Annotated in this window: 24 protein-coding genes and 1 tRNA gene; 16 read left to right on the top strand and 9 right to left on the bottom strand. The window is 71.0% G+C overall.

Annotated features, from left to right (window positions below):
* Positions 1-41: 41 nt before the first annotated feature.
* From mshD to AC2AXK_RS00715, 3 genes are all read left to right on the top strand, one after another.
* Positions 42-965, top strand: coding sequence for a mycothiol synthase (gene mshD / locus AC2AXK_RS00705; RefSeq protein ID WP_484343412.1), 924 nt, complete (start codon positions 42-44; stop codon positions 963-965).
* Positions 966-1,038: 73 nt separating this feature from the next.
* A complete protein-coding gene (locus AC2AXK_RS00710) occupies positions 1,039-3,333 on the top strand; it encodes an RNA degradosome polyphosphate kinase (RefSeq protein ID WP_484343413.1) in 2,295 nt (764 codons plus the stop codon).
* On the top strand, positions 3,330-4,361 hold the full coding sequence (locus AC2AXK_RS00715) for an NUDIX domain-containing protein (RefSeq protein WP_484343414.1): 1,032 nt from the start codon (positions 3,330-3,332) through the stop codon (positions 4,359-4,361). Before AC2AXK_RS00710 ends, AC2AXK_RS00715 begins: the two co-directional genes overlap by 4 nt.
* Before the next feature lie 79 nt (positions 4,362-4,440).
* Here the strand turns inward: AC2AXK_RS00715 and AC2AXK_RS00720 are convergent, their stop codons facing one another.
* The 3 genes from AC2AXK_RS00720 to AC2AXK_RS00730 form a co-directional block, all read right to left on the bottom strand.
* On the bottom strand, positions 4,441-5,445 hold the full coding sequence (locus AC2AXK_RS00720) for an anion permease (RefSeq protein ID WP_484343415.1): 1,005 nt from the start codon (positions 5,443-5,445) through the stop codon (positions 4,441-4,443).
* Positions 5,446-5,451: 6 nt separating this feature from the next.
* Positions 5,452-6,072: a DUF47 domain-containing protein gene (locus AC2AXK_RS00725; RefSeq protein ID WP_484343416.1), complete on the bottom strand. Its 621-nt coding sequence runs from the start codon at positions 6,070-6,072 to the stop codon at positions 5,452-5,454.
* A 380-nt stretch (positions 6,073-6,452) separates the two neighbouring features.
* The gene (locus AC2AXK_RS00730; protein ID WP_484344230.1) at positions 6,453-7,052 is read right to left on the bottom strand and encodes a hypothetical protein; all 600 of its coding nucleotides are present in this window, start codon (positions 7,050-7,052) and stop codon (positions 6,453-6,455) included.
* Between the two features lie 169 nt (positions 7,053-7,221).
* On the opposite strand from AC2AXK_RS00730, the gene AC2AXK_RS00735 reads away from it, so the two are divergent.
* The 3 genes from AC2AXK_RS00735 to AC2AXK_RS00745 all read left to right on the top strand — a co-directional run bounded on the left by AC2AXK_RS00735 (position 7,222) and on the right by AC2AXK_RS00745 (position 10,943).
* Positions 7,222-8,703 carry a sugar porter family MFS transporter gene (locus tag AC2AXK_RS00735; protein WP_484343417.1) on the top strand — a complete coding sequence of 494 codons (1,482 nt, stop codon included), beginning with the start codon at positions 7,222-7,224 and terminating at the stop codon, positions 8,701-8,703.
* Positions 8,704-8,847: 144 nt separating this feature from the next.
* On the top strand, positions 8,848-9,318 hold the full coding sequence (locus AC2AXK_RS00740) for a MarR family winged helix-turn-helix transcriptional regulator (RefSeq protein WP_484343418.1): 471 nt from the start codon (positions 8,848-8,850) through the stop codon (positions 9,316-9,318).
* Entirely contained in the window at positions 9,318-10,943 is a 1,626-nt protein-coding gene (locus AC2AXK_RS00745) for an MDR family MFS transporter (RefSeq protein WP_484343419.1), read from the top strand. The genes AC2AXK_RS00740 and AC2AXK_RS00745 overlap by 1 nt, the downstream gene beginning before the upstream one ends.
* A 137-nt stretch (positions 10,944-11,080) precedes the next feature.
* Here AC2AXK_RS00745 and AC2AXK_RS00750 read toward each other — a convergent pair whose 3' ends face one another.
* From AC2AXK_RS00750 to AC2AXK_RS00760, 3 genes are all read right to left on the bottom strand, one after another.
* Positions 11,081-11,623, bottom strand: a complete 543-nt coding sequence (locus AC2AXK_RS00750; protein ID WP_484343420.1) for an NUDIX domain-containing protein — start codon at positions 11,621-11,623, stop codon at positions 11,081-11,083.
* Positions 11,624-11,634: 11 nt separating this feature from the next.
* Complete coding sequence (gene msrB / locus AC2AXK_RS00755; RefSeq protein ID WP_484343421.1) at positions 11,635-12,039, bottom strand: peptide-methionine (R)-S-oxide reductase MsrB; 405 nt, start codon at positions 12,037-12,039, stop codon at positions 11,635-11,637.
* 145 nt (positions 12,040-12,184) lie between these two features.
* Complete coding sequence (locus AC2AXK_RS00760) at positions 12,185-13,783, bottom strand: DEAD/DEAH box helicase (RefSeq protein WP_484343422.1); 1,599 nt, start codon at positions 13,781-13,783, stop codon at positions 12,185-12,187.
* A gap of 128 nt (positions 13,784-13,911) precedes the next feature.
* On the opposite strand from AC2AXK_RS00760, the gene AC2AXK_RS00765 reads away from it, so the two are divergent.
* Positions 13,912-14,655, top strand: a complete 744-nt coding sequence (locus AC2AXK_RS00765) for a M50 family metallopeptidase (RefSeq protein ID WP_484343423.1) — start codon at positions 13,912-13,914, stop codon at positions 14,653-14,655.
* Between the two features lie 40 nt (positions 14,656-14,695).
* Here AC2AXK_RS00765 and AC2AXK_RS00770 read toward each other — a convergent pair whose 3' ends face one another.
* The gene (locus tag AC2AXK_RS00770; protein WP_484343424.1) at positions 14,696-14,977 is read right to left on the bottom strand and encodes an iron-sulfur cluster biosynthesis family protein; all 282 of its coding nucleotides are present in this window, start codon (positions 14,975-14,977) and stop codon (positions 14,696-14,698) included.
* A gap of 341 nt (positions 14,978-15,318) precedes the next feature.
* Between AC2AXK_RS00770 and AC2AXK_RS00775 the strand changes: the two genes are divergently transcribed.
* Positions 15,319-15,391, top strand: a tRNA-Lys gene (locus AC2AXK_RS00775).
* Between the two features lie 61 nt (positions 15,392-15,452).
* Here the strand turns inward: AC2AXK_RS00775 and AC2AXK_RS00780 are convergent.
* Positions 15,453-16,556, bottom strand: a complete 1,104-nt coding sequence (locus AC2AXK_RS00780) for a tyrosine-type recombinase/integrase (RefSeq protein WP_484343425.1) — start codon at positions 16,554-16,556, stop codon at positions 15,453-15,455.
* Complete coding sequence (locus AC2AXK_RS00785) at positions 16,543-17,253, bottom strand: hypothetical protein (protein WP_484343426.1); 711 nt, start codon at positions 17,251-17,253, stop codon at positions 16,543-16,545. The genes AC2AXK_RS00780 and AC2AXK_RS00785 overlap by 14 nt, the downstream gene beginning before the upstream one ends.
* A gap of 97 nt (positions 17,254-17,350) precedes the next feature.
* Between AC2AXK_RS00785 and AC2AXK_RS00790 the strand changes: the two genes are divergently transcribed.
* The 8 genes from AC2AXK_RS00790 (at position 17,351) to AC2AXK_RS00825 (ending at position 21,021) form a co-directional block, all read left to right on the top strand.
* The gene (locus AC2AXK_RS00790; protein WP_484343427.1) at positions 17,351-17,578 is read left to right on the top strand and encodes a helix-turn-helix transcriptional regulator; all 228 of its coding nucleotides are present in this window, start codon (positions 17,351-17,353) and stop codon (positions 17,576-17,578) included.
* Positions 17,579-17,673: 95 nt separating this feature from the next.
* On the top strand, positions 17,674-18,444 hold the full coding sequence (locus AC2AXK_RS00795) for a hypothetical protein (protein WP_484343428.1): 771 nt from the start codon (positions 17,674-17,676) through the stop codon (positions 18,442-18,444).
* Complete coding sequence (locus AC2AXK_RS00800; protein ID WP_484343429.1) at positions 18,441-18,941, top strand: hypothetical protein; 501 nt, start codon at positions 18,441-18,443, stop codon at positions 18,939-18,941. The genes AC2AXK_RS00795 and AC2AXK_RS00800 overlap by 4 nt, the downstream gene beginning before the upstream one ends.
* On the top strand, positions 18,938-19,324 hold the full coding sequence (locus AC2AXK_RS00805; protein ID WP_484343430.1) for a hypothetical protein: 387 nt from the start codon (positions 18,938-18,940) through the stop codon (positions 19,322-19,324). Before AC2AXK_RS00800 ends, AC2AXK_RS00805 begins: the two co-directional genes overlap by 4 nt.
* Positions 19,321-20,271 carry a hypothetical protein gene (locus tag AC2AXK_RS00810; protein WP_484343431.1) on the top strand — a complete coding sequence of 317 codons (951 nt, stop codon included), beginning with the start codon at positions 19,321-19,323 and terminating at the stop codon, positions 20,269-20,271. The genes AC2AXK_RS00805 and AC2AXK_RS00810 overlap by 4 nt, the downstream gene beginning before the upstream one ends.
* 50 nt (positions 20,272-20,321) lie before the next feature.
* Positions 20,322-20,519, top strand: a complete 198-nt coding sequence (locus AC2AXK_RS00815) for a hypothetical protein (protein WP_484343432.1) — start codon at positions 20,322-20,324, stop codon at positions 20,517-20,519.
* Positions 20,516-20,800, top strand: coding sequence for a WhiB family transcriptional regulator (locus tag AC2AXK_RS00820; RefSeq protein ID WP_484343433.1), 285 nt, complete (start codon positions 20,516-20,518; stop codon positions 20,798-20,800). The genes AC2AXK_RS00815 and AC2AXK_RS00820 overlap by 4 nt, the downstream gene beginning before the upstream one ends.
* Complete coding sequence (locus AC2AXK_RS00825) at positions 20,797-21,021, top strand: hypothetical protein (protein ID WP_484343434.1); 225 nt, start codon at positions 20,797-20,799, stop codon at positions 21,019-21,021. The genes AC2AXK_RS00820 and AC2AXK_RS00825 overlap by 4 nt, the downstream gene beginning before the upstream one ends.
* Positions 21,022-21,217 lie beyond the last annotated feature (196 nt).

A 21,217-nucleotide genomic window follows, 5' to 3' on the forward strand; every position in this document is an offset into this window, starting at 1 on the left:
CGCGCGGCGGGGCACCGCTCGGACGTGATGGAATCGACGTCGTGGATGACTCCGAGATCGAGACCGTCAGCGGCCCCCTGTCCGAGCAGGACGCCGCGGCGGTGCGGCGCCTGGCACGTGCCGCCGAGCACGTCGACGGGGTCGCCCCCCTGTCCGAGCAACCCCTCCTGTGGCTGCAGGACGATGCCGCGGCGGTGGAGCACCTGCTCGTGCGGGCCGCCGACGACCTGGCCGGGTATGCCCAGCTCGATCTCGGTGCCCCCGGCGCCGTGAGCGCGGAGCTCCTCGTCCACCCCTTCGCGCGCCAGCACGGCGTCGGTTCGGCCCTGCTCGCCAGAGCACGCGCGCGAGCGGTGGCACGCCCGGGCACCGACGCGGCGCACCCGCTGGCCGTGTGGGCACACGGAGACCTGCCCGCTGCGCGGCGCCTGGCGGCGTCCGCCGGGCTCGAGGTCGTGCGCGAGCTGTGGCGCCTCACGCTCGACCTGCGCGGGTACGCACCGACGGGTCGCGGCCTGCCCGACGGCGTGACCGTGCGGGCGTTCCGTCCCGGCGAGGACGAGGCGGACTGGGTACGAGTCAACGCACGTGCCTTCGCCGACCACCCCGAGCAGGGACGGGTGAGCGTCGCCGACGTCCTCGCCCGCGAGCGCGAGGACTGGTTCGACCCCGAGGCGTTCTTCCTCGCCCACCGCGACGGCACCCTCGTCGGCTCGATCTGGCTCAAGGTCCCGGCCGAGCAGGAGGGCCCGGGGCGTGTGGGCGAGATCTACGTCGTCGGCGTCGACCCGGACGCCCAGGGCACCGGCCTCGGCTCGGCGCTCACGCGCGTCGGGCTCGACCACCTCGCCGCGACGGGCGTGACGACGGCGGAGCTCTACACCGACCGGTCCAACGAGGTCGCTGTGCGGACGTACACGTCCGCGGGATTCACGCGGGCCGCGGTGGACGTCCAGCTCGGCTGACCCCGCGAGACCTGACGCGGGCCGCGGCGGCGACCGGCACCCAAAGTTCACCGAGTGGTGTCACGATGAACCCATGACCGATTCGACGACAACGCCCCGTCCGCCCGGCGCGCCGGAGGTCCTCACGCGCTCCGGCGCGATCGACCCGGAGCTCGCGGAACACATCGCCGAGCACATCGCGGAGGAGCTCCTCCCCCGGACCCCGGTGCTCGAGGACATGCCACCGTTGCCGGACGACCGGTTCGGAGACCGCGAGCTCAGCTGGCTCGCCTTCAACGAGCGTGTCCTCGAGCTCGCGGAGGACGAGACCCAGCCGCTCCTGGCGCGCGTGCGATATCTCGCGATCTTCGCGTCGAACCTCGACGAGTTCTTCATGGTCCGGGTCGCCGGCCTCAAGCGACGCATCGCCACGGGACTGGCCGTCACCTCGGCCTCAGGGCGGACCCCCCGTCAGGTGCTCGAGGCCATCGGCGACCGGGCTCACGTCCTCATGGAACGCCACGCCCGCGCGTTCGCCGACGCGGTGCAGCCCGAGCTCGCTCACCAGGGCATCACGCTCGTGCGCTGGGAGGAGCTCTCGTCGCAGGAGCAGGACCGCCTGCACAAGTTCTTCCGCAAGCAGATCTTCCCGGTGCTCACCCCGCTCGCGGTGGACCCGGCCCACCCGTTCCCGTACATCTCCGGGCTGTCGCTCAACCTCTCGGTCCTCGTCCGCAACCCGGGCACCGGCAAGGAGCACTTCGCCCGCGTGAAGGTCCCGGCACTGCTGCCCCGCTTCATCGCCGTGGACGCCAAGGGAAGGCCGAGCGCACCCAGCACGCAGGCGATGGACAAGGGCCCGACGTCGTTCGTGCCGCTCGAGGACATCATCTCCCACCACCTCGACCACCTGTTCCCCGGGATGGAGATCGTCGAGCACCACACGTTCCGGGTGACCCGCAACGAGGACGTCGAGGTCGAGGAGGACGACGCCGAGAACCTCCTCAAGGCCATGGAGAAGGAGCTGCTGCGGCGCCGGTTCGGTCCGCCTGTCCGGCTCGAGCTCGCCGAGGGCATCAGCCCACGCATCCGCGAGCTGCTGCTGCGCGAGCTCGGTGTCGTCGAGAGCGAGGTCTACACCCTGCCGGCGCCCCTCGACCTCACCGGGCTCAACCTCATCGCCGACCTCGACCGCTCCGACCTGCACTACCCACGGTTCGTCCCGACCACCCACCGGCTCCTCGCCGAGGTGGAGAGCGCGAGCCCGGCAGACATCTTCGCGGCGATCCGCGAGCGTGACATCCTCCTGCACCACCCGTACGACTCGTTCTCCACGTCGGTGCAGACGTTCCTCGAGCAGGCCGCGGCAGACCCCAAGGTCCTCGCCATCAAGCAGACCCTCTACCGCACGTCGGGCGACTCGCCGATCGTCGACGCCCTCATCGACGCGGCCGACGCGGGGAAGCAGGTGCTCGCGCTCGTCGAGATCAAGGCGCGCTTCGACGAGCAGAACAACATCTCGTGGGCGCGCAAGCTCGAGCAGTCCGGCGTGCACGTCGTCTACGGGATCGTCGGGCTCAAGACGCACTGCAAGCTCTCGCTCGTCGTGCGCCAGGAACCTGACGGGCTGCGGCGCTACTGCCACGTCGGCACCGGAAACTACAACCCGAAGACCGCGAGGCTCTACACGGACCTGGGGCTCCTCACGTGCGACCCGGACGTCGGCCAGGACCTCACCCGTCTGTTCAACCAGCTCTCCGGCTACGCGCCGCAGTCGCGGTTCCACCGGCTCCTCGTCGCACCGCGGTCCGTGCGGTCCGGGCTCATCGAGCGCATCGACCGTGAGGCGGCGGCGGCCCGCGACGGCAAGCCGGCGTGGATCAAGATCAAGGTGAACTCCATGGTCGACGAGGCCACGATCGACGCGCTCTACCGGGCGTCGCAGCTCGGCGTGCCCGTCGACCTCGTCGTGCGCGGCATCTGCGCGCTGCGCGCCGGGGTGCCGGGGCTGAGCGAGACCATCCGGGTGCGGTCCGTCCTCGGGCGGTTCCTCGAGCACTCCCGCATCTTCGCGTTCGCGAACAGCTCCGGTCCTGCCATCGGTGAGGGACCTGAGAGCGGACCGGAGGTCTTCATCGGCTCCGCCGACCTCATGCACCGCAACCTCGACCGCCGGGTCGAGACCCTCGTCCGGCTCGCCGACGAGGGCCAGATCCGCGATCTCGTCGACCTCATCGACGAGACCATGTCCGACTCCGCCTCCACGTGGCACCTCAACCCCGACGGCACGTGGACGCGTCACCACCTCGGACCGGGTGGCGAGCCGCTGCTCGACACCCAGGAGGTCCTCATCTCCCGCCAGCGTCGCCGGATGAGCCTCGGCAGGTGAGCGACGCAACGGTCAAAGGTGCCTACCGGGTCCGGGGATCGGCAGGTGTGAGCGCACACCCCAGCGAGCAGCCCTCGGTGATCGAGTCGGCCGGGGCGCTCGTCTGGCGCGTCCGCAAGGGCGCCCTGCAGGTCCGGCTCATCCATCGTCCCCGGTACGGCGACTGGTCGTGGCCCAAGGGAAAGCTCGATCCCGGGGAGACCCTGGCCGCCACGGCGGTCCGCGAGGTCGCGGAGGAGACCGGCTCGCAGGTCGTCCTCGGCGTCCCCCTGCCCGGGCTCCAGTACCTCACCCCCGACGGCCACGTGAAACGCGTCCACTACTGGGCCGCGACCGCCGCGTCCGAGGACGACCCGGCCCTCACCGCCCGGGCTCCCGTCGCGCCGGTCTCGCCGCAGGAGATCGACGACATGGGCTGGTTCGCCGCGGAGACCGCCCGGAAGAAGCTCACGCGCGCCGCCGACCGGGTCCCCCTCGACGCGCTCGTCGGGGAGTTCGAGCGTGGACGCCTGAGCACGACGGCGCTCGTCGTCGCGCGGCACGGCCGGTCCCTCCCCCGTACCGCGTGGGTCGGTCAGGAACCCGACCGACCGCTGACGCCCATCGGCCACGCGCACGCGGCGGCCCTCGTCCCGGTGCTCGCGGCGTTCGGCGTCGTCACCGTCGTCACGAGCAGGTGGACCCGGTGCGCCGACACCATCCGCCCCTACGCCCGTGCCACGTCCGTGCAGTCGCTCTCGAGCGAGCACCTCGCGGAGGCTGCGCACGAGCGGTCCCCCGGCCGGGTCGCGGCCGTGGTCCGGCTGCTCCTCGAGTCCCAGTCGCCCGTCGTGCTGTGCACGCACCGTCCCGTGCTGCCGACGGTCCTCGACGTCCTCGGGCAGCACTCCCGTCGCCCCGTCGCCAGCGCGCTGCCGACCAAGGACCCGTTCCTCGAACCGGGCGAGGCCCTCGTCGCGCACGTGACGAACGGGCCGAAGGGGCCGCGCGTCGTCGGGGTGGAACGCATCCGTCCGCCGCTGTACTAGCGCCACGGACGGCGACGGCCGTCCGACCCGGGTGGGTCGGACGGCCGTCGTCGTGGCAGTGCGGGCTGACGCCGCCGGGTCAGCCGAGGAAGGGGTGGAGGACCCAGTACATGACGGCGGCGACCGCAGCCGCAGCGGGGATCGTGAGGACCCACGCGATGCCGATGCTCTTCGCCACGCCCCAGCGGACCGCGGACAACCGCTTCGTGGCGCCGACGCCCATGATCGCGGACGTGATCGTGTGCGTCGTGGAGACGGGCGCGTGGAGCGCGAACGCGTTGACGTAGAGCACGACCGCCGCGACCGACTCGGCGACGAAGCCGCGCGCCGGGTCGAGCTCGATGATCTTGCGCCCGAGGGTCCGCATGATGCGCCACCCGCCCGAGTACGTCCCCAGCGAGATCGCGGCAGCGGCTGCGAGCTTGACCCACAGCGGGATGCCCTCGTCGGCCGCCGCGAAGTCACCGATGATGAGCGCCATGAAGATCACGCCCATGGTCTTCTGTGCGTCCTGCAGGCCGTGGCCGAGGGCCATGGCGGCCGCCGACGCCGTCTGGGCGATGCGGAAGCGGCGCGTGGTCTTGCTCGGGGCGGCGTTGCGGAACAGCCACAGCACGCCGACCATGACGGCGAACGCCAGGCCGAACCCGACGAGCGGCGAGATGATCATCGGCAGGACGACCTTGTCGACGATCGCCGTGCCGTAGATCCCGAGGCCGCCAGCGAGCCCGGCACCGACGAGTCCCCCGATGAGGGCGTGGGTCGACGACGAGGGCAGGCCGAACCACCACGTGATCATGTTCCAGGTGATGGCCCCCACGAGGGCGCAGAGCACGACGACGAGCGCCGCATGCGGGGAGGCGTCGTCGAGGTTGACGATCTCCTTGGCGATGGTCTCCGCCACCTCCGTCCCCAGGAGCGCCCCGGCGAAGTTCATCACGGCGGCCATGATGAGCGCGGCGCGAGGGGTGAGTGCGCGCGTCGAGACCGAGGTGGCGATGGCGTTGGCGGCGTCGTGGAAACCGTTGGTGTAGTCGAAGCTCAGGGCGAGCGCGACGACGACGACGACGAGAGCGAGTTCCACCGGGACTCAGGACTCCTTGAGCGCGATGGTCTCGACCATGTTCGCGACGGTCTCGAACGCGTCCGCGGCGAGCTCCAGGGTCTCGACGACCTCCTTGAGCTTCATGAGCTGGATGGGGTCGGTGATCTCGTCGAACATCTGCGCGAGCAGCTTGCGGTGGATCTTGTCCGCCTGGTTCTCGAGGCTGTTGACCTGGACCCAGTACTCGGACAGGTCGCCCATCGACCGCAGGTGCGGCATCGCCTCCGCGGTGAGCTCGGCGCACCGCTGGAGCACCTGGATCTGGTCGGCGACCCGGGCGGGGAGCTCGTCGAGCTTGTAGAGCACGATGAGGTCGCCGGCCTCCTCCATGTAGTCCATGCAGTCGTCGAGCGCGGACGCCAGACCGTAGATGTCGTCCCGGTCGAAGGGGGTGACGAACGTCTGGTTGAGGCGCCGCATGATCGAGTGCGTGGCCTCGTCCGCCGCGTGCTCCGCGTCGACGAGCTTCTTGGCGATGAGCTTGCGGTCTGCCCGGTCCGCGCCGAGCAGCTCGCTGAGAAGGTTCGCTCCCGTCACAAGATGGCTCGCGGAAATGGCGAGAAGATCGAAGAAGGAGGTATCGCGCGGGGTGAGGCGCAGGCGCACAGCAGGCTCCGTTGGGGCGGGCGTGGTCGTCCGACAACGACGACGACGCGGCAGCATCTTGGCGATCGACTGATCAAATACAGAGTAGGGCAGCGGTTTGGTGAACACACAACTCGCGGGGTGTCGCGCAGGCGACACCGGCCGGACCGGCCCCGGCCACGCCACTGGATGCACCGCCGCGGCGGGCCAGGAGGGGGGACGCCGGACCACAGAGCGCCTGTCGGCGCAAAGGCCGCTCGTAGCGGCTTAATGTGGAGCCCGGGGCTACCGTGGCCCGACGTCGCAGATGACTTTACGCGCCCCGGCCGGGCCCTGCACAGTCGCTGTGGAGGGGTTCGCTCAGAGCGTGGCGCTGGATCCCGGTCGTCTGCGGGACGCTCTCAGTCAAGCTTCTCCGCACGCCACAGCCCGGCGGCGTGCTCGAGCTCCTCGGCGGTGCGGACGAGCGACGCCGCTCCGCGCGTCATGCGGGTGGCGTGGCCGGCGTCCACGGTGTCCACGTGGTCGGCGTCGAACGCGGCACCCGTCGCGAGGACCCGGCAGAACGCACCGGCACGCTCGAGGGCGACAGCGAGGTCACCCTGGAAGACCCCGGAGAGGACGGCGTCGGCGACTGTCCGTACGTCCTCGGGTCCGGGCGGTGTGACGACACCCGCGACGACGTCGTGCACGGGCGCGGCGTCGAGACCGAGCCGGTAACGGTCGGCCACGGTGGTCGGGTCACGACGTACCCACTCGCGCAGGACATAGAGCCGCCACAGCGCTCCGGGGAGCGTCTCGGCCGGGCTGTCCGCCCACAGCCCCGCGACGACGTCGAGCCCCTCGGTCTCGACGAGGCGCACGAGCCGCTCGACGACGACGGAATCCTCCGACGCCCGGGCGCGGTGCACGATCGCGGCCGCCGTGGTGTGGGCGATCTCCCCCCGCAGTGCCGGGTCGAGGTCGCCCGGGATCTCGTCCGCGTCACGCGGGTCGAGCATCGCCGGTCTGCGTGGGCGCGGCGTCCCGCGCCCGGAATTACCGTGATGTCCGTTGCCCGCGCCGAAGGAGTCGCTCATCGATACAGTGTGAAGGACCAGGGGCGTCCGACGCCACGCGTGTCGGATGGTGCCCGCCGAGCAGGCTGGACACGAGTGAGAGGCACCGCGCATGGATCCGACACAGCGCCCCGCAGGCGGACAGGACGGCTCTTCCGGCTCTCAGTCTGCAGAGGTCCGCACCGCTCATCGCAAGGCCATCGCCCTCGCCGTCGCCTCCGCCGTCGGCGGCTTCCTCTTCGGGTTCGACAGCTCCGTCATCAACGGTGCGGTCGATGCCATCGAGACGGACTTCGACCTCAGCGCCACCCTCACGGGCTTCTCCGTCGCCGTCGCGCTCCTCGGCTGCGCGCTCGGCGCCTGGTACGCAGGCCGGCTGGCGGACCGGTGGGGGCGGCCGAAGGTCATGCTCTTCGGCGCCATCCTCTTCCTCGTGTCCTCGATCGGCTCCGGCTTCGCCTTCGCGGTGTGGGACCTCATCCTGTGGCGCATCGTCGGCGGGCTCGGGATCGGCGTCGCCTCGGTCATCACCCCCGCGTACATCGCCGAGATCTCGCCGACCGCCATCCGTGGGCGGCTCGCGTCGCTGCAGCAGCTCGCCATCACCCTCGGCATCTTCGCGGCACTGCTCTCCGACCAGCTCCTGGCCTCCACGGCCGGCAGCGTGTCGGCCGGGACGCCGATCGCCCTCGGCGACAGCCTCTTCGGGCTCGAGGCATGGCGCTGGATGTTCCTCGTCGCCGTCATCCCCTCGGCGATCTATGCGTGGGTGGCCCTGACGGTCCCCGAGTCTCCCCGGTTCCTCGTCGCAGCCGGGAAGGTGGAGGAAGCACGCACGGTGCTGCGCTCGGTCCTCGGTCCCGTCGACGTGGACGCGAAGATCGAGGCGATCCGCGACTCGGTCCGCGAGGCCGAGAAGCTCGAGAAGAGCGCGTCCCTGCGAGGCCCCCGGTTCGGTCTCCTCCCGATCGTCTGGGTCGGGATCCTGCTGTCCGTGTTCCAGCAGTTCGTCGGGATCAATGTCATCTTCTACTACTCCACGACGCTCTGGCGCTCGGTCGGGTTCGACGACTCCGACTCCTTCACGTTCTCGACGATCACAGCCGTGACCAACGTCGTCGTGACCTTCATCGCGATCGCGCTCGTCGACAAGATCGGGCGCAGGCCCCTGCTGCTCGCGGGCTCCGCCGGGATGACGCTGTCGCTCGCGACGATGGCGGTCGCGTTCACCCAGGCCACGGGCTCGGGTGACAACGTCTCGCTCCCCGACCCCTGGGGCCCGATCGCTCTCATCGCCGCGAACGTGTTCGTCGTCGCGTTCGGCGCGACGTGGGGCCCGGTCGTGTGGGTCCTCCTTGGCGAGATGTTCCCCAACCGCATCCGCGCCTCGGCACTGGCCCTCGCGGCGGCCGCGCAGTGGATCGCGAACTTCTTGATCACCGTGTCCTTCCCTCCGATGGCGGACGGGCTCGGCCTCGAGATCGTGTATGGCATGTACGGTGCGTTCGCTCTCCTGTCCTTCTTCTTCGTGCTGACCAAGGTCAAGGAGACGCACAACAAGGAGCTCGAGGACATGGACGAGCACAACCGGTAGCACGCTCGTCGGAACGGGTCACAGCGCCCGGTCGGTGCGGTTCGCCGCCTCGGCCGGGCGTCGTGCTGTGCGGGATCTCACGTCCGCAAGTGTTTGCATTCTGCAAGCAACCTCTTAGAGTGGATGACTCACCCCAGGAGACCCGTGCCCCACTCTGACCTTCCCGTCCAGGACCTCGTCCGCGCGCTCGAGCAGCTCTCGCGCGCACAACGGGACATCGGCGCCCACCTGGCCCGCGACATGACCCTGCCACGCGCAGGGGTCGCCATCCTCCGCTACCTCAGCCGCACCGGGCCGGTGCAGACCAACTGCCTCGCGCAGCACCTGCGCGTCGACCTGTCCGTCGCGAGCCGTCAGGTGACCACCCTCGTGGACCTCGGACTCGTCGGCCGGACGGTCGACGACGACGACCGGCGCGCCCGCTCCATCGAGCTCACACAGAACGGCCGCACCGCGGTCGAGGAGATCGAGCAACGCCTGACCACCACCCTCACCGAGACGTTCCACGCCTGGGGACCGGACGAGCTGCGCGAGGCGGTACGTCACGTCACCGCCCTCGCCAGCACGCTCGCTGGCACCACGACAACCGCGCAGCAGCAGAAGGACCACCACTGATGACCACGCCCCACCCCTCGGCCGCGCCGGCCGTTGACGCCCACCTCCCGGGAGAACCCGAGGAGATGACCCACCGCAAGGTGCTCGAGGCGCTCTCCGGGATCCTCCTCGGGATGTTCGTCTCGATCCTCGCGACGTCCGTCGTGTCCTCCTCGCTCCCGCGCATCCTCTCGGACCTCGAGGGCGGCCAGTCCGCGTTCACGTGGGTCGTCACCGCGACGTTGCTCACGACGACGATCAGCACGCCGATCTGGGGCAAGCTCGCGGACATCGTCAACCGCAAGACCCTCATCCAGATCGCGCTCGTCATCACCGTGGTGTCCGCCGCGATCGCAGGGTTCGCCCACAACCCGGCCATCCTCATCACCGGTCGCGCCCTGCAGGGCATCGGCGCCGGCGGCCTCATGGCCCTCGCCACCGTCCTCATCGCCGACATCATCTCGCCGCGCGAGCGCGGCAAGTACATGGGGCTCATGGGAGCCATCATGGCCGTGGGCATGGTCGGCGGGCCGCTCCTCGGGGGCGTCCTCACGGACTCCGTGGGATGGCGCTGGAACTTCTTCGTCGGCATCCCCTTCGCCATCGCCGCGATCATCGTGCTGCAGCGCACGCTGCACCTGCCGAAGCTGCCACGGGTCCGGGTCCCGCTCGACTACTGGGGCGCGCTGCTGCTGTCCGTCGGGATCTCGGGCCTGCTCCTGTGGGTCACCTTCGCGGGCGGCACGTTCGACTGGGCGTCGTGGCAGACGGCCGCGATGGTCGGCGGCTCCCTCGTCGCACTCGGGCTCGCCGTGTGGGTGGAGAGCCGGGTCGAGGCGCCGATCATCCCGCTGACGCTGTTCAAGAACCGCACGCTCGTGCTCACCGTGATCGCGAGCGTGGCCGTGGGCGTGGCACTGTTCGGCACCGCCGTGTTCCTCAGCCAGTACATGCAGGTCGCCCGCGGCAAGTCGGCGACGATGTCCGGGGTGCTGACGATCCCGATGATCGCCGGGCAGTTCATCGCCTCGACCGTCTCCGGTGCGCTCATCTCCCGCAGCGGCCGGTACAAGCGGTACATGGTCACGGGCGCGGTCCTGCTCACCGTCGGCCTCACGCTCATGGGCACCATCGACTACCACACGAACATGGCCCTCATCGGCATCTACCTCTTCCTCCTCGGTGCCGGCATGGGCATGCTCATGCAGAACCTCGTCCTCGCCGCGCAGAACACCCTCAGCCACCGCGAGGTGTCGACCGGGACGTCGACCGTCGCGTTCTTCCGGTCCCTCGGGGGCACGGTCGGCGTCGCGGTCCTCGGTGCCGTCCTCGGCAGCCGGATCGGCTCGGAGCTCGCGACCGGGTTCGCGGAGATCGGCATCGAGGGGACACCCTCGGGAGGTGGCAGCATCCCCAACGTCAACGAGCTCGAGGGCCCGGTGAAGCAGGTCGTCGAGGCCGCGTACGGCGCGGGGGTCGCGGACATCTTCCTCATCGCCGCGCCGCTGTCCGTCATCGCGCTCGTCGCCGTCCTCTTCCTCAAGGAGGTGCCTCTCAGCCACAAGTCCGGTGTGCAGCAGCAGCTCGAGGAGCTGCGGGCGAGCGGCGTCGCCGCCCCCGAGGCCGCGGCCGGCGCGGAGCGCTGACCTCCTGCCCGACGACGAGAGCCCCGCTGGTCCCTGACGGACCCGCGGGGCTCTCGTGCGGAGCGGTGCGGCCGGCTCTCGTGCGGAGCGGTGCGGCCGGCTCTCGTGCGGAGCGGTGCGGCCGGAGGCCCAGCGCCTCAGGCCGTGGGCAGCCCGCCGCGTCGCTGTGCGAGGGCGACGGCCGCGAGCGTCGCGGCGTCGGTGAGCCGTCCGTCGTCGACCATCGCCCACATGGCCTCCACGGAGAGCCACCGGCCCCGCGTGCCGGACCCGGTCGCTCCGCGCTCGGGATCACCCTGCTCGAGGTCGGTGGCGAGGAACACGGTCGCCTGCTGGGTGGCGAACCCGTAGGCCTCGTGGATGGTGCCGATCTGCTCGAGCACCCCCGCCCGCAGCCCGGTCTCCTCGTGCAGCTCGGCCGCGGCCACCACGGCCGGGTCGTCTCCGGGCCCGGACCCCTGGGGCAGCTCCCAGTACCGACCCCGGACGGGATACCGGTACTGCTCGACGAGGTACACCTGGCCGTCCCGCACGGGCACGACGACGACGAAGTCGTCCTTCTCGACGACGCCGTAGAGCCGCGGGGTGCCGTCGGCGTGCCGCACCCAGTCCTCGCGGACGGTCATCGACCCGGTGCTGTGCACGACGCTCGAGGACAACGTCGTGACCTCCCCGGGCATCTCCGGGGGCACTACGCCGGGGCTTCGTCGAACGACAGGGACACGGAGTTCATGCAGTAGCGGTCGCCCGTGGGGGTCTGGGGTGCGTCGTCGAACACGTGCCCGAGGTGGGAACCGCACCGGGCACACCGCACCTCGGTGCGGACCATACCCAGGCCCCGGTCCTCGACGAGCTCGACGGCGCTCGAGTCCTGCGGGGCGTAGAAGCTCGGCCAGCCGCAGTGGGCATCGAACTTCGTGGTGGAGCGGAACAGCTCGTTGCCGCAGGCCCGGCACCGGTAGATGCCCTCACGTCCCTCGTGGAGCAGCTCGCCCGTCCCCGGTCGCTCGGTGCCCGCGCGGCGCAGCACCGCGTACTCCTCGGCGCTGAGCTCGCGGCGCCAGTCCTCGTCGGTCTTCTCGATCTCGTACGACATGCTCTCTCCTCCTCGGACCCTGCGGTCGACCCGCTCGTGCGGGCGCGGACCTGGTCCCACTCTCGCCCACAAGCAACGACGGGGCCCACCGGAAGATTCCGGTGGGCCCCATCGTCGTGCTGGTCGTGCTGCGTGCTGGTGGTGCTCAGCCCTGGCGGCGGCGGCCGCCACCACCGCTCGCGGCGGGACGGCTGCGGCCACCGCGGCCGCCACCCTCGCCACCGGAGGTGTAGCCGGAGCCGGTCGAGCTCGAGGAGTACTGGACCAGGCCGCCGCGGGAGCTGCCGGCGCTGCTCGCGCTGCGGCCGGAACCACGTGCGCTGCTGGCACCCGAGGATGCCGCGACGCGCCCGGAACCGGCGACCCGTCCACCACCGGAGCGGCCGCGGCCGCCCCCGCCCTGGCGCTGCTGCTGGGGCTGCTCGACGACGGGAGCGGGCTTGACGTAGGCCGCGAAGTCACCGACGAGGCCCTTGATGCGCGCGTCACCCGGCGTGACCTTCTGCGGCTGCGCGGTGATCTTGGCGAGGCGTGTGAGGTCGCGGACGTCGCCGCGCTGCTCAGGGAGCATGATCGTCACGACGTCACCGGCGGACCCGGCGCGGGCCGTACGGCCGGAACGGTGCAGGTACGCCTTGTGCTCGGCCGGCGGGTCGACGTGCACGACGAGGCTGACCTCGTCGACGTGGATCCCGCGGGCCGCGATGTCGGTCGCGACGAGGACCTTGACGGTGCCCGTCGAGAACGCCTCGAGGTTGCGCTCGCGCGCGCCCTGGCCGAGGTTCCCGTGGAGGTCGACGGCGGGGACGCCGTCGGCGGTGAGCTGCTTCGCGAGCTTCTTCGCCTGGTGCTTGGTGCGCGTGAAGAGCACGCGGCGTCCGGTGCCGGACGCGAGCTCCTTGACGACGTCACGCTTGGCGCCCGCGTCAGCGACCTCGAACACGTGGTGGACCATCGTGGAGACGGGCGACTCGGCGCTGTCCACGGAGTGCGTGGTGGGCGCGTCCATGTAGCGCTTGACGAGCTGGTCGACGCCGCGGTCGAGCGTCGCGGAGAACAGCAGGCGCTGGCCCTTGGCGGGGGTCTTGTCCATGATGCGCTTCACGCCGGGCAGGAACCCGAGGTCGGCCATGTGGTCGGCCTCGTCGAGGATGGTGATCTCGACGTCGTCGAGGCTGATGAGCTTCTGGCCCATGAGGTCCTCGAGGCGGCCGGGGCAGGCGATGACGATGTCGACGCCGCCCTGGAGGGCGTTGGCCTGGCGGGACTGGGCGACGCCACCGAAGATCACGGTCGTCTTGAGGCCGAGGAGCTGGGCGATGGGCTCCATGACGGCGTTGATCTGGTTGGCGAGCTCGCGCGTCGGGCAGAGCACGAGGCCACGGGGGCGGCTCGAGCGGCGACGACCGGCGGTCGCGGCGAGGCGCGTGACCATGGGGATGGAGAACGCGAGGGTCTTGCCGGAGCCCGTACGGCCACGGCCGAGGACGTCGCGTCCTGCGAGGGTGTCGGGGAACGTCGCCGACTGGATGGGGAACGGCGCGTCGATGCCGTTCGCCGCGAGGTGCGTGATGATCGGGGTGGGGATCGCGAAGTCGCTGAACGTTGCCGTTGCGGTGGTCGCGGATGTGCTTGCAGGCGCGCCGGAGCGCGTGGAGTTCGTCAAGGGGTGCCTTTTCTCTATGCGCCGTCGGGCGATTCCCTCGACGCTCGGCGCGCAGAAACTGCACGGCCTGACCCCCATCGTCTCACGTGAGGCGGCTGAACGGGGGAAACGTCCCTGTGACGCGTGCGACGTCCGTGCTGGTCGGCGCCGTGCAGCACGGCCCGACCCCTCCCGTCGCGGACGACCCGTGTGGTCGAATGCTCCTCGTGGACTCCCTGACGTCGTTCTTCTCCGAGGTGTGGTCGCGCGTGTCCGACCCGCTGCCCGCACCGGACCAGCGGCTCGTCTGGGCGACGGGTGCGGTGGCCCTCGCGGTCGTGCTGTGGGGCCCGTCGTGGCGGCTCGCGCGGCACGTCGTGACGATCGCGCACGAGGGCGGGCACGCGTTCGCCGCGTTGATCACCGGTCGCAGGCTGAGCGGTATCCGGCTGCACTCGGACACGTCCGGCCTGACGGTCTCCCGCGGCAGGCCGACCGGACCCGGGATGATCCTCACCGCGTTCGCCGGGTACACCGGACCGGCGTTCGTCGGCCTCGGCGCCGCGTTCCTCCTCCGCCAGGGGCACGCCGTGGGGCTGCTGTGGCTGCTCGTCCTCGTGCTCGCGCTCATGCTGCTGCAGATCCGCAACTGGTTCGGCCTGTGGTCGATCCTCGTGAGCGGCATCGCGCTCGGGCTCGTCTCGTGGTTCGCGAGCACCGAGGTGCAGGCGGCTGCCGCCTACCTCGTCACGTGGTTCCTGCTCCTCGCCGCCCCTCGACCGGTCGTCGAGCTGCAGCAGTCGCGCCGCAGCGGCCGCGCGCGGGCGTCCGACGCCGACATCCTCGCCCGGATCACGCCGCTGCCCGGGCTCTTCTGGGTCGGGGTGTTCCTGCTCGTCACCCTCGGGGCGCTCGCCCTGGGGTCGTGGTGGATCGGCGCATGGTCGGTGGAGGACCTGCCGAAGTTCTGACACCCCGGGGCGTCGTCGCGTGCGGCGCTGTCCGCCGCGGTCAGCTCTGCGGGGCGAGGCTGAACGCCGTCGCCTGTCCCTCGGGCTGCGCGTCGAGCTTGAGGCCGGTGAGGCTCTCAGCGGTCGTCTCCTCGACGAACACGTGCGTGCTCTCGAGGTCGATGACCTTGTCCGAAGGCTTGGCCTCGGAGACGAGCGCGAGGTCGAAGTCGCCGGGCGCGCCGTCGGCGGCTGCGATGCGCAGGCCGCCGTCCTCGGGAAGGTTCGCCTGCGTGGCGAGCTCCTGGACGGCGAGACGGGCGTTGTCGGTCAGAGTCAGCATGAGGGTGTCCTCTCGTCGGGCACTCCCGGGTCGTCGCACACAGGTGCTGCCACCTGGCGACGACCCCGACGGGAGTCGTTCGGTCTCCACCACCGAACCAAGGACCGGGTGATCCCGCAATCGGAACGAGCCGTGACGACCGCTCCCGCGCCCGCCTCGATCGCTCTCCGGCGTCCACGCATCCGCACCAGGTCGCGGCTGCCGGCACCCGTGTGAAGATCCTGGGCGGACTGGCGGAGCACCTGCCGCCACCGCACCCGGGTGACCGCGTCCACGCACGAAACCGCGTAACCTGTTCGCTGGCGAGCCGGCCACCGGGAGCAACCCCACGACGGCTCACCGGGCCCCTAGCTCAGTTGGCAGAGCATCGGACTTTTAATCCGCGGGTCGTGGGTTCGAGCCCCACGGGGCCCACCGCGCGCCACCCCTCAGGATCGCTGCAACGGCAACGATCTCGGCGCTCACAGCACCCCGCTCAGACGCTCCGTGGGCACGGAATGGGCACAACCTGCTGCGAACGGGCAACATCCATAGCCACCGCAACGGCGTCCAGGTCGTCGTCGAACAGGTCGGCGTAGACGTCGAGCGTCATGCTCGCCGAAGCGTGCCCGAGCATCCGCTGGACGGCCTTCACGTTCGCGCCGGCGCTGACCGCGAGGCTCGCTGCCGTGTGACGCAGGTCGTGCGCCGTGATGGACTCCTCGATACCGGCATCGCGCGCAGCTCGCCAGAACCAGCCCTTGGCCGTCTTCGAGCGCTTGAGGTACCCGCCGCGGTCCCCGGTGAACACGACGTCGTCGCGCCCCTTGCCCTCGCAGAGCGCTGCGAGCGCCTCGGAGAGGAACGCTGGGAACGGCACGCTGCGCCGCTCGTGGCTCTTCGGGGTGCCGACCTCAATCCGGTCCCCGACCTCGACGGCGTTCTGGTTCACGAGCAGTCGCCGGCGGAGCATGTCGAGGTCCCGTACCCGCAGCCCCGCCGCCTCCCCCCACCGCAGCCCGCAGTAGGCCAGGACGAGCACGAGCGTCCGGTGCCGGCCCGCGGCGTCGGCGAGCGCGTCGACCTGGGCGTGCGTGAGGTAGACGTGCTCCTTCTTCGTCTTGCGGGGCAGGTTGATCCCTCGAGCCGGGTTCGTGAGGATGCGCCGGTCGTCGACGGCGTCATCGAGGATCGACCCGAGCACCCCGTGACAGCGGATCACCGTCGTCGGGCTCTTCTCGGCACCGAGCTCGGACACCCAGGTCTGCACCGCGGTCTTGCGGACGTCGGAGACGGCCACACGTCCCCAGCGCGGCTCGACGTGGATCCGCCACGCGCTCTCGACGACCCGCAGCGCGGACGGCTTCAGGTGCGTCTGCCGGCGTAGCCACGCGCCGCCCAGGTCCCCGACGACGGCCCTCGCTGCCCCGGGGTCGATGTACTCCCCCCGCAGCTTCGACACCTCCGTCGTCGCCGCGAACGCCTCGGCGTCGCGCTTCGTGCGGAACCCGCGCTTCTTCGTCTGCCCGCGCTCCGGAGTGCGGTACCGAACCATGTACCGCCGGCCCGACGTCGTCTCGTAGGACTCAATCGTCGCCATGGCGCTCCTCCCGGAGGTAGGCCCGGATCTCTCGCCGCAGTTGGCGCGTGACCTGGCCCCGCCCCTGCACGGTGGCTCCGGCGTCGGCTCGGCCGTCACGCTCGGCCGCGAACGACTTCCCCCACAGTCGCAGCGCGATCGCGTTCAGCGTGTAGGGCGCGATGCCGATCGAAGCAGCAGCCCGTTGCTCGGTCAGCCCCGTCGGCATGAGCGCAGCTTCGGCGACCTGCCAGTCCGATGTGTCCTTGCCGGGCAGGTCGCGCCGCAACGTAGCTCGCAGCTCGTCGAGCGAACCGACGCTCGCGCTGAAGCCGCGGAAAGGCCCGTCAGGCTCGCTGGGCGACAACGGTTCACCCAGGAACGCTCCGCTCAGGTGGTCCGCCCAAGCATCGAGCGTGGGCGAGATCTCGACGAAGTGCGGCCCCGCGACCAGCTCGGCCAGCCGCACCCCCCGCCTGGTCACCACCGAGAGCGCCGCGGTGAGGAGAACGAGGTTCGCCACGGACAAGGTACGGGCTCCTCGCTCGAGCTCGACGACGCGCGAGGTCGTCCACTTCGCGCCGAGGTCACGACCCGCGCGAGCAACGTCGTCGAGGGTGGCGCCAGCGTCCTGTCGCACTCGCCGAGCGTTGATCCCGACGGCCTCGGCGATCGTGAGAGTGGACTCCTCCATGCGGTCTTCGAACGGTTGTGACATGGCTGCAGAGTATCCGAGAACTCGCACACTTGACCAGGATTTCGGCAGATGGTCTACTTCTCAGGTATGCAGGATCACGTACACACGAGGAGGGTCCATGGAGCACAACCGTCGCCCGCTCGCGACACCCGCTGAGGTCGCTGAGTACTTGGGCTCGAGCGTCGAGCAGCTCGCACAGCTGCGCTTCCGGGGCCGTGGCCCCAAGTTCGTCCGTCCCACTGGCGGCCGCACCATCCGCTACGACTGGGCCGACGTCGAGGCGTACATCGAGTCCCAGAAGTACACCCAGACCGGGGACCGCCCGGCGCTCGCGGCCACGTCATGACGACGGCCGCACCCGAGCAGCAGAAAGCCCCGGTGGCCGCTGACACGGCCCCGGGGCGGAAGAACACCAACCACCGCGAAGAGGCAGGAAGTTCTATGCGCACCGTACAGCCCACACCTGACACCAGGCCAGCACGCGAGCTCGTCCGCGGTATCACGACCCGCCGCCTGAACTTCATGCCAGCGCCGCACGCGCTCAGCCGGAAGGAAGCGAGTCTCCCGAAGGACATGCCCGTGCTCGTCGAGATCGCGGACGACTACACCGCGACGCTCTTCGCCGACCTCGACGCCCCCCGCGACTACGTCTACGCCCCCGCGAGCTACGACGACTACGTCGTGACCGAGCCCACCCCGCCGGAGCCCGCTGCTCTGCTCCGCGCGGCCTGGGCAGCCGAGACCGGCGATCCCACGGTCGATCAGCTGCTGCACCGCTCCCTCGCCGCGAGCGCACGGCAGGACCCCAGGCTGAGCACCGTAGTGCGCGAGCTCGAGTTCAGCGCCCGCGAAGAGGCACCCAGGGCGCTCGCAGCCTGGCCCACGCCGCACTGGACGGAGCGGTACGACTACGACGGCGACCTCGTCACGTACAGCGCGACCGTCGGGACGATCGACCTCGAGCCCGACTTCGTCAACGGCATGCAGCACGTCGTCGGTGTCCGGGTCAGCGAGTCGCACGCCCTCGCCCCCAGCGCCGGCCGGATGAGCGTCGAGCCCGTCGCCGATCCCGAGGTGACGATCATCGACCGGACCGGCCCCGACACGACCACGCTCACCCTCGAGCCGGCCGACGCGCGACGGCTCGCTGCCCTGCTCTGCAGCGCGGCCGACCTCCTCGACGGCTCGACGACAAGCGAGGTGGCGGCATGAGCACCCTGCAGCCCCACGACGGCAGCACCGTCGTCCCGGACGTCCGGGCCCCGCACCTCGCAGCGTGGGAACGCCTCGCCGCCGCAACCGACCCCCTCGTGCCGTTCGGCTCACCCGACCCCCTCGCCGTCGACGCGGTCGTCCCGTGGTGCGTCCACTGCCGGGAAGCGGCCGCGGGCCAGCGGGAGCACGCGCACGTCGTCGGCGAGCGCCGGACGAAGCACGCGTCGGACGTCGCCTACGTTCGCCTCCGCGACGGTGGAGCTGCTGCCTGGGAGGAGGACGGCTACCGCCTGCCGAGCCTGTACGTGCGGCTGTTCGGCGTCACGACCGTGGCGTCCCCTCGTCCGATGGTGGAGCTCGGCCGGGTCGAGGACGGCCAGGCCAGCACGGTCGCCCCTCTGACCGTTCCCGAGGTGCGTGAGCTGATCCGGACGCTCGAGGCGGTCGTCGAGCTCGCGACCGGCCGCGACGACTTCGTGCCGGCCCCCGCATGAGCGCCGCCGCCGCAGTCCCCTCGCCCCCTCCGCTGCTCGTCCTCGTCCAGGACGCCGTGACGGGCGGGCTCGTCCGGGTCACCGGGGAGGAGGCGTTCTTCCTCTCCGTCGTGTCCGACGCCACCCCCGGAGGCGACCAGGTCTCCACGGTCGGCGTCGGCGCGCTCCGCATGCGAATGGGCTGGTCCCGCCAGCGCTTCGACCGCGTCCGGTACGCCCTGCACCTCGCGACGCCCGCCCGGGACGATCTCCTGCACGAGCTCGAGCGCCACGAGTACTGCACGCCGTCCGGCGAGATCCGCGCCGGCGCGCAGCAGTTCGTCCTGCACCCCCTCGTGCGCTTCGCACCCACCGCAGCCGACGAGGAGCACACGGAAGCGTGAACACCCCAGCACGAAGCCGCGAGCGCCCCCAGGAGACCCCTGCGGGCGCTCGCGGTGCCCCCACATCGCCCGGGGGCTACTTCGTCGGCGTGGAGCGCATGCGCTGGCGTGACGCCGTGTGGGAGTCGACGGAGTTGCGCTCGCTCGACAAGCTCGTCGCCCTCGCCTACGAGAAGTTCGCCGGCGACGGCACCTCGCGTGTCTTCGTCGCACCCGAGACGCTTGCTCAGCACACCGGCCTGGGGCGCACGGCGTACATCAACGCCCGGCGCCGGCTCGAGGAGGCCGGGTGGCTGACCGTCTCGGAACCCGCCCGCCAGAACTACTCGACCAGGTACGCCCTGACGCTTCCGGCCCACATCAGTCGTCCGCCACACGAACCTCTGGACGATGCCCAGCCGTCCGCCTCGCGGACCCCTGACACGCTCAGCCGTCCGCCTCGCGACACCAGCCGTCCGCGAGACGACATCAGCCGTCCGCCTCGCGGACCCGAACCCCAACCAGAACTACAACCCCAACCAACTAGGGCGCGGGTCGAGCCCTCAGCGGCACCCCCCACAGCCCGAACGAACGTCGACGGGCTGGTGGTGGAGATGAAATCTCAACGCCTCGCGGCCGGCCTGACGGACGCCACGCTCACGGCGAGCGCTCGCAAGCTCGACGCCGCCGGTTGGACCGCCCCCCACCTCGCCCGGGCGCTCGCAGCGAAGGACTTCAGCGGTGCCCGTGGTCCGGCACTCCTGCTCCACCACCTCGCCGACCTCGCACGCACCACGCCGACCCCCACGAGCCCAACACCGAGCAACGACACCTCACGCTGCGAGGAGCACGGCACCCAGGGCGCTGCTCACTGCTCGAGCTGCTGGTCCGAGGTCAAGACCGGCGACCGACACCCCGACGACGTCGGGCGCATCCCTCGACGACAACCCGAGGCGGTACCCGCATGACCGAGACCCGGCCGCTCGTAAACCCCCGACCAGACGGGACATGGGAACTGATGACAGACACCCCACCGCTCGTCAGCCCCAAGCCGGACGGAACGTGGGAGCTCGACGACCCGGACCACCGCTGCGCTCGCGGCTGGCTCGGCGAGGACAACGAGGGCCGGCCGATCCCGTGTCTCACCTGCAAGCCGCACCTCCGCCACGGAGCGACCGAGCACGCCCGGTACATCGCCACGAGCGAGCCGGCATGACGGCGACGGACCACGCGGCCCTCCTCATCGCGATCAAGGTCAATGCCGACCGCGGTCATGTCCCTCCGTGTCTCACCGGCTCCACCTCGAGCCGAACGCGGTGGACGAGCAACGTCCACGCCGACCAGGTCTCCGCCGCCGACGCATGCCACAGCTGCGCCACCTTCAGCGCCTGCTCCGACTACGCGACCGCGCACCCGGGAGAGGCCGGGGTCTACGCCGGCGTGATCCCGAGGGACCGCCACACCCCCGCACTAACCACGAACGGAGAATCCCAGTGACCCACACCCAACGACAGACCGCGCGCCTCGAGGCGATCGCCGTCACCCGCGCGATGCTCGCCGGCGACCAAGACGCAACGAGCGAGCTGCTGCAGGGGACCGAGGAGCCCCACGAGCTCGCACACGCTGCCTGCGGGCTGGCCGCCAGTCTCCTGACGGGATACCCGGAGACCCAGCGCTTGAGGATCTTCGACGGCCTCACGCGCGCCGCGGCTACCTGACGTCGGAGCCCATGGCTATGCTGAGCGCAAGCGTCATCGCACGCCCCGTCCGGCCAAGAACGAGGAACCTTCCCGGGTCAAGTTCGAGGAGCTCGACGGGCACGAGCGTCGTCGCCCAGGAGCACGGCCAGCGGTCACACCGACGCCTCACGGCGACGGCTCAACCCGTCCGCCTATCGGCCCCACCGAGCGAGCA

The sequence above is a fragment of the Sanguibacter sp. Z6_81 genome (genome assembly GCF_057180625.1).

Bases quoted from the DNA above. Each gene is read 5' to 3' on its own strand.
- AC2AXK_RS00710 (WP_484343413.1), top strand. From the start codon at position 1,039: ATGACCGATTCGACGACAACGCCCCGTCCGCCCGGCGCGCCGGAGGTC.
- AC2AXK_RS00730 (WP_484344230.1), bottom strand. From the start codon at position 7,052: ATGCTCGACCCGCGTGACGCGGACGAGATCCCGGGCGACCTCGACCCG.
- AC2AXK_RS00735 (WP_484343417.1), top strand. From the start codon at position 7,222: ATGGATCCGACACAGCGCCCCGCAGGCGGACAGGACGGCTCTTCCGGC.
- AC2AXK_RS00745 (WP_484343419.1), top strand. From the start codon at position 9,318: ATGACCACGCCCCACCCCTCGGCCGCGCCGGCCGTTGACGCCCACCTC.
- AC2AXK_RS00750 (WP_484343420.1), bottom strand. From the start codon at position 11,623: ATGCCCGGGGAGGTCACGACGTTGTCCTCGAGCGTCGTGCACAGCACC.
- msrB (WP_484343421.1), bottom strand. From the start codon at position 12,039: ATGTCGTACGAGATCGAGAAGACCGACGAGGACTGGCGCCGCGAGCTC.
- AC2AXK_RS00760 (WP_484343422.1), bottom strand. From the start codon at position 13,783: ATGGGGGTCAGGCCGTGCAGTTTCTGCGCGCCGAGCGTCGAGGGAATC.
- AC2AXK_RS00770 (WP_484343424.1), bottom strand. From the start codon at position 14,977: ATGCTGACTCTGACCGACAACGCCCGTCTCGCCGTCCAGGAGCTCGCC.
- AC2AXK_RS00780 (WP_484343425.1), bottom strand. From the start codon at position 16,556: ATGGCGACGATTGAGTCCTACGAGACGACGTCGGGCCGGCGGTACATG.
- AC2AXK_RS00785 (WP_484343426.1), bottom strand. From the start codon at position 17,253: ATGTCACAACCGTTCGAAGACCGCATGGAGGAGTCCACTCTCACGATC.
- AC2AXK_RS00790 (WP_484343427.1), top strand. From the start codon at position 17,351: ATGGAGCACAACCGTCGCCCGCTCGCGACACCCGCTGAGGTCGCTGAG.
- AC2AXK_RS00795 (WP_484343428.1), top strand. From the start codon at position 17,674: ATGCGCACCGTACAGCCCACACCTGACACCAGGCCAGCACGCGAGCTC.
- AC2AXK_RS00800 (WP_484343429.1), top strand. From the start codon at position 18,441: ATGAGCACCCTGCAGCCCCACGACGGCAGCACCGTCGTCCCGGACGTC.
- AC2AXK_RS00805 (WP_484343430.1), top strand. From the start codon at position 18,938: ATGAGCGCCGCCGCCGCAGTCCCCTCGCCCCCTCCGCTGCTCGTCCTC.
- AC2AXK_RS00815 (WP_484343432.1), top strand. From the start codon at position 20,322: ATGACAGACACCCCACCGCTCGTCAGCCCCAAGCCGGACGGAACGTGG.
- AC2AXK_RS00820 (WP_484343433.1), top strand. From the start codon at position 20,516: ATGACGGCGACGGACCACGCGGCCCTCCTCATCGCGATCAAGGTCAAT.